This window comes from Actinophytocola sp. (assembly GCF_049647105.1).
GTDB lineage: Bacteria > Actinomycetota > Actinomycetes > Mycobacteriales > Pseudonocardiaceae > Actinophytocola.
Window position 1 is genome coordinate 1 of record NZ_JBARWZ010000127.1, and the last position, 14,439, is coordinate 14,439.

Annotated in this window: 10 protein-coding genes; 8 read left to right on the forward strand and 2 right to left on the reverse strand. The window is 69.7% G+C overall.

Annotated features, from left to right (window positions below; genetic code table 11):
* Positions 1–301: 301 nt before the first annotated feature.
* The 8 genes from WBA97_RS15620 to treZ all read left to right on the forward strand — a co-directional run bounded on the left by WBA97_RS15620 (position 302) and on the right by treZ (position 11,526).
* Positions 302–2,065 (forward strand): hypothetical protein, encoded by a 1,764-nt coding sequence (locus tag WBA97_RS15620; protein WP_424231532.1) that lies wholly within the window; start codon positions 302–304, stop codon positions 2,063–2,065.
* 128 nt (positions 2,066–2,193) lie between these two features.
* A complete protein-coding gene (locus tag WBA97_RS15625; protein WP_424231533.1) occupies positions 2,194–2,376 on the forward strand; it encodes a hypothetical protein in 183 nt (60 codons plus the stop codon).
* Between the two features lie 29 nt (positions 2,377–2,405).
* Positions 2,406–2,780, forward strand: coding sequence for an endonuclease V (locus WBA97_RS15630; RefSeq protein ID WP_424231534.1), 375 nt, complete (start codon positions 2,406–2,408; stop codon positions 2,778–2,780).
* A 138-nt stretch (positions 2,781–2,918) separates the two neighbouring features.
* Positions 2,919–3,260 (forward strand): hypothetical protein, encoded by a 342-nt coding sequence (locus WBA97_RS15635; protein ID WP_424231535.1) that lies wholly within the window; start codon positions 2,919–2,921, stop codon positions 3,258–3,260.
* A gap of 12 nt (positions 3,261–3,272) precedes the next feature.
* The gene (malQ, locus tag WBA97_RS15640) at positions 3,273–5,081 is read left to right on the forward strand and encodes a 4-alpha-glucanotransferase (RefSeq protein ID WP_424231536.1); all 1,809 of its coding nucleotides are present in this window, start codon (positions 3,273–3,275) and stop codon (positions 5,079–5,081) included.
* A 72-nt stretch (positions 5,082–5,153) separates the two neighbouring features.
* A complete protein-coding gene (gene glgX / locus WBA97_RS15645) occupies positions 5,154–7,295 on the forward strand; it encodes a glycogen debranching protein GlgX (RefSeq protein ID WP_424231537.1) in 2,142 nt (713 codons plus the stop codon).
* On the forward strand, positions 7,292–9,817 hold the full coding sequence (locus WBA97_RS15650) for an alpha-amylase family glycosyl hydrolase (RefSeq protein WP_424231538.1): 2,526 nt from the start codon (positions 7,292–7,294) through the stop codon (positions 9,815–9,817). Before glgX ends, WBA97_RS15650 begins: the two co-directional genes overlap by 4 nt.
* Positions 9,814–11,526 carry a malto-oligosyltrehalose trehalohydrolase gene (treZ, locus tag WBA97_RS15655; RefSeq protein ID WP_424231539.1) on the forward strand — a complete coding sequence of 571 codons (1,713 nt, stop codon included), beginning with the start codon at positions 9,814–9,816 and terminating at the stop codon, positions 11,524–11,526. Before WBA97_RS15650 ends, treZ begins: the two co-directional genes overlap by 4 nt.
* On the opposite strand, the gene WBA97_RS15660 is transcribed toward treZ, so the two are convergent.
* Both WBA97_RS15660 and WBA97_RS15665 read right to left on the reverse strand, forming a co-directional pair.
* The gene (locus WBA97_RS15660; protein WP_424231541.1) at positions 11,513–12,481 is read right to left on the reverse strand and encodes an SDR family NAD(P)-dependent oxidoreductase; all 969 of its coding nucleotides are present in this window, start codon (positions 12,479–12,481) and stop codon (positions 11,513–11,515) included. The genes treZ and WBA97_RS15660 overlap by 14 nt on opposite strands.
* Positions 12,482–12,515: 34 nt before the next feature.
* Positions 12,516–13,802, reverse strand: a complete 1,287-nt coding sequence (locus WBA97_RS15665) for an MFS transporter (protein WP_424231542.1) — start codon at positions 13,800–13,802, stop codon at positions 12,516–12,518.
* Positions 13,803–14,439 lie beyond the last annotated feature (637 nt).

Here is a 14,439-nt window from a genome sequence, read left to right on the forward strand (position 1 = left end):
GACCTCCGCTTCCACGACGAGTACTAAAACCCGCGAGTCCACGGTTCAGAACCCGCGAGTCCACGGTTCAGAACCCGCGAGTCCACGGTTCAGAACCCGCGAGTCCACGGTTCGGGACCCGCGAGTCTTCGGTTCGGGACCCGCGAGTTGGACCCGCGAGTCCACGGTTCGGGACCCGCGAGTTGGACCCGCGAGTTGGACTCGCGGGTTATGCTGGTGGGGCGCGTCAGGGATCGCGCCGCGATTTCGCCGGAAGGCTCGAAGCCACCCTCGTTGACGAACCGACGAGTGAGGTGTGCCCGTGAAGATCCTTCCCGACAATCCCAACCTGGACCACCTGCGCAGGCAGGCCAAGGACCTTCTCGCCGGCCTGCGGGACATCGACCCGGCCACGTCGCTGGCCGGTGCGCAGGTCGCGCTGGCCCGGCAGTACGGCTTCGGCACCTGGGCAGATCTCAAGGCCGAGGTCCAGCGCATGCAGGGGAGCGCAGAGATCGCCGACCCCGCGCTGGCACGGACGCTCGCCGACCGGTACGGCCTCGGCGAGGTGACCGGGCCGCTGCGGTCGGTCGCCCGCCCCGACGACATGGGCCGCCGGTGGTCGCTGTCCACCGCCCGAGGACGGTGGGCGGTGCGCACGGTCGACACGTGGGCGCCGATCGTCTCCGACGAGACCGACGTGGCGCTGCAACTCGCCGCCGCGGCGGCGGGAGTACTGCTGCCGGTACCCGTCCGCGGCCTGGCCGGTGATCTCGTCGAGAAGGTCGACGGCCACCTCTGGCGGGTCTGCGAGTGGCGTCATTCGGGACCACCGCTGGCCGCACCCGCCGGTTCCGCCGTCACCCACGAGGTCGGTGGCCTGCTCGCGACGATCCACGGGCTCGCGCTGCGGGTCAACCGTGTCAGCCCGTGGCACCGGTACCGCTTCTCCGACGCGGGCTGGCCCGAGCTGGCGGCGATGGCGCGCCACACCCCGTGTGCGGAGGCGCTGTCCGAGGCGGTGCCGACGTTGCTGGAGCTGGACGCGATCGGGCGGGACGCGCCCGTCCCGGCACCGGTGCTGAGCCACAACAGCCTCGGCCCTGGCAACGTGCGGCGGGGCGCGGAAGGACGGCTCGTCGTCGTGGGCTGGGAGCACGCCGGCGGCCAGCCGCCAGCGTGGGAGCTGGCCGAGGCGCTGATGAACTGGACCATCGACCCCGGCGGTGCGGTGAACACCCGCCGGGGCCCGGGCCCTGGTCGAGGGCTACCACGCGCGGGCTGGCACGGTGCCGCCGCTGGACCTGACGTCGTTCCTCGGCGGGATCACCGCCCACGCGAACTACCTGTCCGGGCAGCTCCACGGCGCGCTCGACGAGCCGGACGACTTCGCCGAGCGCAACGTGCGGCACCTGCTGTCCCACCGGCCCACACGGGCCGACCTCGAGCGGATCCTCGAGGTCGTCTAGACGCGGCCGTGTGCCGTACCCGTCGCCGCCGCGAGCCGGGCGGCGACCGCGAGCGATGGACGCTTCGGGTGACAGGGCCGGAAAGGTGCCCGCCGGGCGCGGCTCGCGCGGGTACGGTGACCGCCATGGCCTGGCTGCCCGACGACTTCTCGCACCCCACCTGTGTGCCCGTGTTCGACGGCTTCCACCTGCGGCCGATCCGGGCGTCGGACACCGAGATCGACTACCCGGCCGTGATGGGCTCGCAGGAACGGCTGTGGAGCATCTTCGGCCCGGCGTGGGGCTGGCCGCCCAGCACGATGACGGAAGACGAGGACCGCGCGGACCTCGCCAGGCACGAACGCGAGATCGAGGCGCACCAATCGTTCAACTACGCGCTGCTGAACCTCGACGAGACGGCGCTGTTCGGGTGCGTCTACATCGACCCGCCGGAGCGAACCGGGGCGGACGCGGAGATCAGCTGGTGGGTGGTCGACGACAAGGTCGGCACGCAGCTCGATGACGCGCTCGACCTGCTGGTGCCGCGGTGGATCGCGCGGGTCTGGCCGTTCGAGAGGCCCAGGTACCCCGGCCGGGACCTCAGTTGGCAGGACTGGCTGGCCCTACCCGGGATCTGACCCCTTACTGAGGGGATCGAAGGCCCCTCAGTGGCCCGGGTAAGGGCCGTTGGTGCGTGATCGCCCGATGCCAGGACCAGGGCCTCAGGACGAATCTTCTCCTTGTCACCGAAACAAGGAGAAGCGAAATGTTCATCACCCAGGAAGCCGTCAAGGCCGAGATCAGCTACCGCATGGAGCGGGCCGACGCCGCGGCCACGCGTGCGCAGGTCCGGCGCCGCCCCTCGCTGCTGCGCCGCCTGTTGACGAAGGCGCCGAGGACCGGGCCGAGGATGGCCGCGCGAGGCAGGCCGGTGTCCGCCCAAATCTGACGCGGCGTCCGGCCCGATATCGTCGCGCGGTGCTGGTTCCGTCCACGGTCGAGGAGGCCGTCGCGTTGCAGTCGGCGCTGGCGCGGTCGGTGGTCCGCACACCGCCACCGGACTTCTCGCCCCGCACGGCGGCGGGTCTGGACGTGGCGTATGCCGTCGACTCTCCTCGGGTCGCGGCGGCCGTGGTGACCGTCGACATCGCGACGGGCGAGGTACTCGAGTCGGCGACCGCGGTCGGTGAGGCGACGTTCCCGTACGTGCCGGGCCTGTTCGCGTTTCGCGAGCTGCCGACACTGCTGTCGGCCCTCGGCCGCCTGCGCACGACACCTGTCCCGCGCCACACCCTGAAGCCAGCCAGACCCCGCGGTGTCCGGGAGGGCGACGCGCGGGGTGAAGTGCGTTAACTCTGTGTGTCTCTCGTCAATCCTTCGGGTTCAGACCTGGGTTCTTGGGTACAAGGATGCGAGGATCAGGGCATTCAGGGGTCGTCGCGGGACTGAAGGGGCCCTGTCGGCGTTACCTGAACTAGCTGGAGGGTCGCGGTGACCAATCAACAGTTGTCCGTGCAGCAGTCCCCAAGACACGCTCCCCCGGTCCGGAAACGGCCTGCGACCGTCCCCGGCGGGCGCCTGCGCCACGCCGTGGACACGGTCCTCACCGGCCTCAACAGCGGTGATGCCGACCTTGCCCGCCTCGACGATGTTCTGCGGGCCGCGCTCGCGTGGACCGCGGCCGCCGGCGACACCTGCCGGATCGCACAGGCCGTGCGACAGGTGCGGGACGCCCGCATCAGCCTCGGGCACGGCGACACCGTGCACGCCAGGCTGGCGCTGACCACCGCCCGCGACAGCCTGCAACTCGTGCCGAAACCACGCATGCACTGACATCCTTACCGGATGGATCATCAGCTGAGTGCGCTCGCCCGCGCGCACGGAGTTGCCACCTGGTATGAGAACGCCGACCGCCACCGGGTCGAGGTGGCGGATGACGTCGTGCGCGCCGTACTCACCGAGATGGGGGTGGACGAGCACACTCCGCCACCCCCCAAGGTGAAAGTCGTCCGCGAGGGCCCGGACACTCCCCCGCTCGGGTATCACCGGCTCGATGACGGCCAGGATCTGATCGTCACGCCGCGTCGCCTGCCGCCGGTCGAGCCGGCCTGGGGCTGGATGCTCCAGCTGTACGCGCTCCGCTCGCCAGGCTCGTGGGGCATCGGCGACTACGCCGACCTGCGCGACTTCGCGAGCAAGTCCGGCGCGGGCGTGGTCCTCGTCAACCCGGTCCAGGCCATCACGCCCGCCCTGCCGGTCCAGCGCTCCCCGTACTCGCCGTCGAGCCGCCGCTTCGCCAACCCGCTCTACCTGCGCATCACCGAGACCGACGAGTTCCGCCTTGCCGACCCGGCCACGCGAGAGGCCGTGACCCGCCTCGCCCCGCCCGCGCACCCGGAACTGATCGACTACGACGCCGTGTGGACCGCCAAGCTCCGCGCCCTGGAGCTGCTGTGGCCGGGCACGACCGAAGACATGCCACAGGACCTGCGGGACTTCGCCACGTTCTGCGCCCTCACAGAACGCCACGGCCCCGACTGGCGCACGTGGCCCGCCGACCTGCGCCGCCCCGGCCACCCGGCCGTCGAGCGGGCCCGCGCGGAGCTGGCCGGCCGCGTCGACTTCCACGCGTGGCTGCAACGGCTGTGCGAACGCCAGCTCACCGACGCCCGCCAGGCCACCACCGCGAAGATCGTCCACGACCTGCCGGTCGGCGTTGACCCGGCGGGCGCGGACGCGTGGGCGCTGCAGGACGTGCTGGCCTCGGACGTCACGGTCGGCGCCCCGCCCGACGCGTTCAGCCAGCAGGGGCAGGACTGGAACGTGCCGCCGTGGCGCCCGGACCGGCTCGCGAGCCTGGGCTACCGGCCGTTCCGCGACGTGATCCGCAGCGTCCTTCGGCACGCCGACGGCATCAGGATCGACCACATCGCGGGCCTGTTCCGCCTGTGGTGGATCCCGCCGGGCCGTCCCGCGAGCGAGGGCACGTACGTCTACTACGACGGCGAGGCCATGCTCGGCATCCTGGCCCTCGAGGCGCACCTGGCCGGCGCGATGGTGGTCGGCGAGGATCTCGGCACGGTCCCCGACGAGGTCACCGACGCCATGCACGACCGAGGCGTGCTCAGCTCGTCGGTCCTGTACTTCGAACGCGACTACGACGCGGGCACGGAAGCCGGCGGCGCGCCACTGCTGCCGCCGAAGCGCTGGCCTGCCGACGCGATGGCCAGCATCTCCACCCACGACCTGCCCACCACCACCGGCTTCCTGCGCCACGAGAACGTGCGGATCCGTGCCGAGCTTGGCCACCTCGGTGACCCGGACGGCGAGTACGCCCGCGCCGAGGCGGCGAAGCAGGAGATGCTCGCCACACTCGACGCCCACGGTCTGCTGCCCGAGGACGCCTCCGAGGATGATCTGGTCGTCGCTCTGCACCGTCTACTGGCGACCGCCGCGAGCCGCCTCCTGCTCACATCACCGCAGGACGCCCTCGGCGAGCCACGTCAACCCAACCTGCCCGGCACCGTCGACGAGTACCCGAACTGGCGAATACCGCTTCCCATGGAGATCGACGACCTGCTGGCCGACCCGACACTGCACGCGGCTGTCGATGCACTGCGTGACGCACGCCCTGGCGGGGTATCACCCATCTGACCGTCCGTTGTCCGACCCCAGCGCTCTACGGTGGTAGGCGCACAGATCAACCCGTTCTCGTGAGGAGCACGCGTGCAGCCCTGGCCAGGTTCCCCCTACCCGCTCGGCGCCACTTATGACGGTGCGGGCACCAACTTCGCAGTGTTCTCGGAGGTCGCGGAGCGGGTCGAGCTGTGCATGTTCGACGAGAGTGGCAACGAGACCCGCGTCCGTCTACCCGAGATCGACGGTTTCGTCCACCATGGCTACCTGCTGAACGTCACCCCCGGGCAGCGGTACGGCTACCGGGTCCACGGCCCGCACGACCCGGCGCAGGGCCAGCGGTGCAACCCGAACAAGCTGCTGCTCGACCCGTACGCGAAGGCCGTCACCGGGCAGGTCGCCTGGGACCAGGCCGTGTTCGGCTACAACTTCGGTGAGCCGGAAAGCCGCAACGACGAGGACTCGGCCGGGCACACGATGCTCGCGGTGGTGGTCAACCCGTTCTTTGACTGGGCCAACGACCGGCCGCCGAACATCCCGTACAACGAGACCGTCATCTACGAGGCGCACGTGCGCGGCCTGACCATGCTGCACCCGGGCATCCCGGAGGAGCTGCGCGGCACGTACGCCGGGCTCGCGCACCCGGTGATGATCGACTACCTGAACACGCTCGGCGTGACCGCGGTCGAGCTGATGCCGGTCCACCAGTTCCTGCACGACCACGGGCTGATCGAGAAGGGGCTGCGGAACTACTGGGGCTACAACACGATCGCCTACTTCGCGCCACATGACGACTACGCGACGCACTCCGAGGCGGGCAACCAGGTCCAGGAGTTCAAGGCCATGGTCCGCGCCCTGCACGAGGCGGGCATCGAGGTCATCCTCGACGTGGTCTACAACCACACCGCGGAGGGCAACCAGCTCGGCCCGACGTTGTCCATGCGCGGCATCGACAACGAGGCGTACTACCGGCTCGTCGAGGACGACAAGCGGTACTACATGGACTACACGGGCACCGGCAACTCGCTGAACGTGCGCAGCCCGCACACACTGCAGCTGATCATGGACTCGCTGCGGTACTGGGTGAACGAGATGCACGTGGACGGCTTCCGCTTCGACCTCGCCGCGACGCTGGCCCGGGAGTTCTACGACGTGGACCGTCTCTCCACGTTCTTCGACCTTGTGCAGCAGGACCCGGTGATCAGTCAGGTCAAGCTGATCGCGGAGCCATGGGACGTCGGCCCCGGCGGGTACCAGGTCGGCAATTTCCCTCCACTGTGGACGGAGTGGAACGGTCAGTTCCGCGACACGGTCAGGGATTTCTGGCGCGGCGAGCCAGCGACGCTCGGCGAGTTCGCGTCACGCATCACCGGTTCCTCCGACCTGTACCAGAACGACGGCCGCCGCCCGTACGCTTCGATCAACTTCGTGACCGCGCACGACGGCTTCACGCTCAACGATCTGGTGACCTACAACGACAAACACAACGCCGCGAACGGCGAGGACAACCGGGACGGCGCCAACGACAACCGGTCGTGGAACCACGGCACCGAGGGCCCCACGGACGACGACAAGGTCAACGAGCTGCGTGCGCGGCAGCGCAGGAACCTGATGACGACGCTGTTGTTGTCCCAGGGCGTGCCGATGCTGCTGCACGGCGACGAGATGGGCCGGACGCAGAACGGCAACAACAACGCCTACTGCCAGGACAACGAACTGTCCTGGGTGGACTGGTCGCTGCTGGAGCGCAACGGCGACCTGGTCGACTTCACCTCGGCGGTGGTGGACCTGCGGCACAGCCACCCGGTGTTCCGGCGCAGGAAGTTCTTCGCGGGCGGGCCGATCCGCAAGGGCGAGGAACTGCGGGACATCGCGTGGTTCACCCCGACGGGTGAGGAGATGTCCGACCGGGACTGGGAGTCGGGCTTCGGCCGGTCGATCATGGTGTTCCTGAACGGCCATGGCATCCCCGACCTTGACCGCCGCGGCGAGCGGGTCACGGACGACTCGTTCCTGATGTGCTTCAACGCGCACGACGACGAGATCGAGATGACGCTGCCGAACGGCAACTACGGCACCAGGTGGTCGGTCGTGCTGGACACGTTCACCGGCGAGGTACTCGAACCCAACGGCGGCGGCCCGTCCGACGGCCGTGAGCTGGCTGCCGGCACGGTGTTGCCGGTGCCCGCGCGGTCCCTGATCGTGCTGCAGCGCACCGGGGCGAACGAGTGATCACGTCGACCTACCGCCTGCAGATCAGCCCCGCGTTCACACTGGACGACGCGGTGTCCATTGTGGACTACCTGGCACGCATGGGTGTCGGCGCGGTGTACACGTCGCCGCTGCTGACCGCGTCGCCGGGCTCGACGCACGGCTACGACGTGGTCGACCCGACGCGCACGTCGGCCGAGCTGGGCGGCGAGGAGGCACGGCGTCGCCTGGTGTCGGCGGCGAAGGCGGCCGGTCTCGACGTGGTGGTCGACATCGTGCCGAACCACATGTCGGTGGAGGTGCCGTCGGCGAACCCGTGGTGGTGGGACGTGCTGCGCAACGGGCAGGACTCCCCGTACGCGACGTACTTCGACGTGGACTGGTCCCGTGGGCCGATCCTGTTGCCGATCCTGGGCTCGGACTCCCTGGCGGACCTGGCGGTGCGGCAAGGCAGGCTCGTGTACTTCGAGCACGAGTTCCCGCTGGCGCCGGGCACCGAGGGCGGCACGCCGCAGGAGGTGCACGAGCGGCAGCACTACCGGCTGGTGCACTTCCGGCGTGGCAACACGGAGCTGACGTACCGGCGGTTCTTCGACATCACGTCGCTCGCCGGGGTGCGGGTGGAGGACCCGGCGGTGTTCGAGGCCACGCACGGCGAGGTGCTGCGGTGGGTGCGGGCCGGCGAGGTGGCGGGGCTGCGGGTGGACCACCCCGACGGCCTCGCGGACCCGGGCGCGTACATGCGCAGGCTGCGCGCGGAGGCACCGGACGCATGGCTGGTGGTGGAGAAGATCCTGGCGGCGGACGAGGCGCTGCCCGCGTCCTGGCCGGTCGACGGCACGACGGGTTACGACGCACTACGCGAGATCTGCGGCGTCTTCGTCGACCCCGATGGCGAGGCGCCGTTGACCGCGCTGGCGGGCGGCCTCCGGCCCCCCGACAACCAGCCTACCGGCGACCACCGACAGAACCCGGCCGCCAAAGCCACACCTGTGGACAACGCCGCACAAGAAGCCGCCCTCGCCGCGGACCGTGGCCTCCGGCCCCCCGAAATCCAGCGTACCGGCGAACACCGACAGAACCCGGCCGCCGAAAACGCAACTGTGGACAACCCCGTCGTCGACGCCGGGCCTGTGGACAACTCCCCGGCATCGTCGGTCCCTTCCGGTAGCGTGGAAACCGGGGGCCGGAGGCCGAGCCTCCACGAGGTCGAGACCGAGTGCAGGCGCCTCATCACCCGCACCTCCCTCCTCGCCGAGATGCGCCGCATCGCCGCGCTCGCGAACGTCGCGCCCGAGGCCGTCGCCGAGATCATGATCGCGTTCCCCGTCTACCGGTCCTACCTCCCCGAGGGCCTCGACCACTGGACCTCGGCCATCACCACCGCCAGGGCGGCCAACCCGCACCTCGCCGCCGACATCGACATCGTCGACGACGCCGTCCGCAAGGACCCGCGTGGCGAACTGGCCACCCGCGTCCAGCAGACCTCCGGCATGGTCGTCGCGAAGGGCGTCGAGGACACGGCGTTCTACCGGTGGACCCGTTTCGTCGCGCTCAACGAGGTCGGCGGCGCGCCCGACCGGTTCGGTGTCACGCCCGCCGAGTTCCACACCCGCGCCACCGCCCGCGCTGCCGGGTGGCCGCGCACCATGACCACACTGTCCACTCACGACACCAAACGCGCGGAGGACGTCAGGGCCCGGCTCGCCGTGCTCTCCGAGATCCCCGGCGAATGGGCCGGGACTGTCCAACGGTGGTCGCGCGAACACGGCATCGACGAGCCGACGCTGAACAACCTCGCATGGCAGTCGCTCGTCGGCGCCTGGCCGATCAGCGCCGACCGCCTCCGCGGCTACCTCGACAAGGCCGCCAAGGAAGCCAAGGTCCGCACCACCTGGGTCGACCACGACGAGGACTTCGAAGCCGCCGTCAACGCATGGCCCGACAAGGTCATCACCGGTCTCGGCGCGGAAATCGACGCGTTCGTCGAGCGCATCGCCGGGCCAGGCTGGTCCAACGCGCTCGGTCAGAAGATCGTCCAGTTGGCCGGGCCGGGCGTGCCGGACGTCTACCAGGGCACCGACCTGTTCGATCTGTCCCTTGTGGACCCCGACAACCGGCGCCCGGTCGACTTCGCCGAGCGGCAACGTTTCCTGAGCCGCCTCGAGGACGGCTGGCTCCCCGGCATCGACGACACCGGGGCCGTCAAACTGCACGTCGTCCGCCAGGTGCTGCGCCTGCGCCGCGACCGCCCCGACCTGTTCACCGGCTACCGCCCGCTCGAGGCGCAGGGCCCGGCCGCCGACCACGCGTTCGCGTTCGCCCGCGCCCCCGAACTGGTCGTCGTGGCCACCCGCCTGCCGGTGAAGCTGGCACGAAACGGTTGGGGCGACACGGTTCTCCCGCTCCCCGGCGGCCCTGGCAACTGGGTCGACCTGCTCACCGGCAACCTGGTCGACACCGGTCAGGAGCCACGGTGCGCGCTCCTCGGCGACCTCCTGTCCCCCTACCCCGTCGCCCTGCTACTGCGAGGAAACCGGTGAGCGACTTCTCCGTCTGGGCCCCCGAGCGCGACCGGGTCCGGCTCACGCTCGGCCCATCCGTCCACGACATGACCCGCGACGACCGGGGCTGGTGGCACGCCGACGTCCCCGGCGCCGAGGACGGCACCGACTACGCGTTCCTGCTCGACGACGACGAGACCCCGCTCCCCGACCCGCGTTCGGCCTGGCAGCCCGCCGGGGTGCACGGCCCGTCGCGCCGCTACACGCACGACGCGTTCGCCTGGACCGACGCCGACTGGACGGGTCGCGCGCTCGCGGGCGGCGTCGTCTACGAACTGCACGTCGGCACGTTCACCGAGCAGGGCACGTTCAGCGCCGCGCTCGACCACCTCGACCACCTCGTCGAACTCGGTGTCGACTTCGTGGAAGTGTTGCCGGTCAACGCGTTCGACGGCACCGAGGGCTGGGGCTACGACGGTGTGGCGTGGGGCGCGGTGCACGATCCGTACGGCGGCCCTGAGGCGTTCAAGCGGTTCGTCGACGCCTGTCACAACCGCGGCCTCGGCGTGCTGCTCGACGTCGTGTACAACCACCTCGGCCCGTCCGGCGCCTACCTCGACCGCTTCGGCCCGTACTTCGCGGGCCGCACCATCTGGGGACCGGCGCTCAACCTCGATGGAGCGCTCTCCGACGAGGTCCGCCGGTACGTCATCGACAACGCGCTGAGCTGGCTGCGCGACTACCACCTCGACGGCCTGCGCCTCGACGCCGTGCATGCCCTGGTGGACAAGGGTGCCACGCACCTGCTCGAAGAGCTGGCGTCCGAAGTGGACGCGCTGACCGCGGCCGTGCGCCGCCCGCTGACGCTGATCGCCGAGTCGGACCTCAACGACGTCAAGCTCGTGACGTCCCGCGACGCAGGCGGCTATGGCCTGACCGCGCAGTGGTGCGACGACCTCCACCACGCCCTGCACGTGGCGCTGACCGGCGAGATCGACGGCTACTACCGGGATTTCGGCACGCCGGACGCGCTGGGGAGAACGCTCTCCCACGCGTTCTTCCACGCGGGCACGTGGTCGTCGTTCCGGCAGCGCACGCACGGCCGCGCATTCGACCCGAGCCGGATCTCCGGCCACCGTTTCCTCGCCTACCTGCAGAACCACGACCAGATCGGCAACCGCGCGCAGGGCGACCGCCTGACCGCGACGATCTCCCCTGCCCGGCAGCTGTGCGGCGCCGCGATCGTGCTGACCTCGCCGTACACGCCGATGCTGTTCATGGGTGAGGAGTGGGCGACGACCGCACCGTGGCAGTTCTTCGCCTCGTTCGAGGACCCGGAACTGGCCGCCGCCGTCCGCAACGGTCGCCGCAAGGAGTTCGCGGAGCACGGCTGGGGCGAGTCGGAGGTGCCGGACCCGATGGACGTGGCGACGGTCGTCCGGTCGACGCTGCCGTGGGGCGAGCTGGCGGACCCCGCGCACCGGGCGGTGTACGACACCTACCGCGAGCTGATCGCCTTGCGCCGCAGGCATCCCGAGCTGTCCGACCCGCGCATGGACCGCTACCGCGTTGAGACCGAGGACGGTGCGCTCGTACTACACCGCGGCTCGCTTCGGGTGCTGGTCAACCTGGGCACGACGACCGCCGAGATCGAGACCGACGGCGCGGAGGTCCTCTTCGGACGGCCGGAGGTCCGGGACAAGAGCGTTTCCCTCGCCCCGGACACCTTTGCCGTCATCCGCGTGTGAAGGCGTTCACCCCGGTCAGCTCGACGGAGAGGTCCCACAGCCGGGCGGCCTCGTCCGGGTCCACAGCGTACGAGTAGACACCCTTGGCGGACAGCTCGTCGCTGTCGCGGATACCGGCGACGTCACAGTCCTCCAGGAAGAGGCCGCCGAAGTCCGCGAGCTGCCGCGAGGTGGCGGCCCACACCTGGGTCGCGGCACCCTGTTCCGGTGACTTGAACCGGCCGGGCACCTCGTTGCCGTCCTCGTCGTAGATCCCGAGCGCGATCATCTCCGCGCGCGGGAGGTGCCGCTGCAGCGGCGTGTGAATGCCGCCGGGGTGCAGGGAGAACGCGCACACGCCCTGGTCCCGCGCGAGCCGGTCGAGGTGCACGGCGAACAGCGAGTTCGCGGTCTTGCTCTGCCCGTAGGCGAGCCACTTGTCGTACCCGCCTCGGGCGAACATCACGTCGTCCCACCGGATCCCCGAGTACCGGTGCGCCGCGGAGGACACCGCGACCACGCGCGCACCTGGGGAGAGCGCTCTCCAGAGGCGGTTGACCAGGGCGAAGTGTCCGAGGTGGTTGGTGGCGAACTGCGCCTCCCACCCGGGCCCGATCCTCGTCTCGGGGCAGGCCATCACCCCGGCGCTGTTGATGACGATGTCGATGGCCCGCCCGGAGGCGAGGAAGTCGTCGGCGAACCGCCGCACGGAGCCGAGATCCCCGAGGTCGAGCGCGGCAACCTCCACAGTGGACAGGCCGGCGAGCGCGGCGGCCGCGGTGTCGGTGCGCCGGGCAGGCACGACGACGAAGGCGCCCGCGTCCGCGAGCGCCTTCGTCGTCTCGATGCCGATCCCCGAGTACCCACCGGTGACCACCGCCAGCTTGCCGGTCAGGTCGATCCCGTCGACGACCTCGGCCGCGGTGCTGGTGACCCCGAACCCCGAGCCGATCTTGTGCTGGTCAGTTGGTGCCATGACCCCGAAGCTACGACGTGGAGCGCGCTCCAGGTCAAACCGAGGCTTTGGCCTTCACCGGTTCCAACTGCGGGTGCGTGTCGATGCCGGGGATGCCGTCACCGCGGATCGAGCACGCCCGCGTCTCCGGCACGAACCACAGCGCGATCGCACCGACGACGCACGCCGCCATCAGGTAGTAGGCGGGCATCAGCTTGTCGCCGGTGGAGTTGATCAGCGCCTGGTTCACGGCCGGCGCGGTGCCACCGAACAGCGACGTGGACACGTTGTACGCGATGGCGAAGCCCGCGTACCGCACCTTCGTCGGGAACATCGCGGGGAACATTGCGGAGATCGTCGACAGCTGCGGCACGTAGAGGAGTCCGAGGACCGCGAACGCGATGATGGCCTGCGTGAACCCGCCGCCCATCAGCTTGAACAGCGGTATCGACAGCACGAACAACCCGATGATGCTGACCCACCACATCGTCTTGCGGCCCACCCGGTCCGACAGCGCACCGGAGAACGGCACCACGATCATCATCGCGGTCTGCCCGATGATGATCAGAATGAGCGACGCCCGCGACGAGAGACCGATCTCGCCCTCAAGGTACGTCGGCATGTAGGCGAGCAGCGTGTAGTTGGCGATGTTCAGCGTGACCACGAGCCCCATCAGCAGGACCAGCGGCTTCCAGTACTTCGCGAGATCACGCAGGTGCGACTTGGTCTCGCGGTCGATCTTGCCCTCGGCCGCCGCCTCCAGGAACACGGGCGTGTCTTCTAGCCTGCTCCGCAGGTAGAGCCCGATCAGCCCCATCGGCGCGGCGATGAGGAACGGCAGACGCCAGCCCCAGTCGGCCATGTTGTCCGGCCCGACGAGCAGTTCGGTGATCAGCACGAGCGTCGCACCGAGCGTGAACCCGGCGAGCGTCCCGAACTCCAGGAAGGATCCGTATCGTCCCCGCTTCCGGTCGGGCGCGTACTCGGCCATGAAGGTGGCCGCACCGCCGTACTCACCGCCGGTCGAGAACCCCTGGATCATCCGGAGCAGGATGAGCCCGATCGGCGCGAGAATGCCGAGGGTGACGTACCCGGGCAGGATGCCGACGCAGAACGTGGCGGCCGCCATGAGCAGGATCGTGGTGGCAAGGACCTTCCGCCGTCCGATCCGGTCGCCGAGGGGTCCCCACACCATCCCACCGAGCGGCCGGATGAGGAACGACACGGCGAAGACGAGAAGACTGCCCAGAGTGGACGCGGTCTCGTTCTCGCTGGGGAAGAACGCGTCACCGATGTAGACGGCGGTGTACGCGTAGACCCCGTAGTCGAACCATTCGGTCATATTGCCGATAGCGGACGCGGAGATCGCCCGCCGTAATGTCTTGGCGTCGGGTTCCGCCACCCGACCAGCAGAGCCGTCCGCACGAGCCGACGTCATATCGTCCCCTCCGACCTGGGCAAACGCCTGTCCCCCACCAGAGCACAGACGTAGCTGACCGAGCGGGGTACCCACTGTCGACGAAGTGAAACCTTCTAAAATGGATCCCACCCGAAGGGACGACCACCAGAGCGGCGCACGTCGACCCCGCGCACGGCGGCCCACTTCGCTACGTCATCGGCGACCTCGCGGTCCCAGCCCTCGGACTTGCGAGCGTCGCGGTGCTGGCACTGACCGCCGCGTGGCGGTGGCAAATGCCAGCATGGTCCACCGCGGTGATCCCGGCCGCCAGTCTGCCCATCGGCTCCTGGATCACCGCGCTCATGATCATCGGCGGTGTGGCCTCGTGGTTTGCCCCGCAGACCATGGCACGGCGGGCTCCGGAGAAGCAGCCGTCAGATGCCGGTGGAGCCCCGGTCGCATTATGATCCAGTTTTCCCTGTGAATCTTGTCGGCTATTGCCACTGTCATTTTGCTGGATTCGACAATTGCCCCGCGCACTTGCATCCACACTCGCGAACACGGAATGTCACGGTGTTAT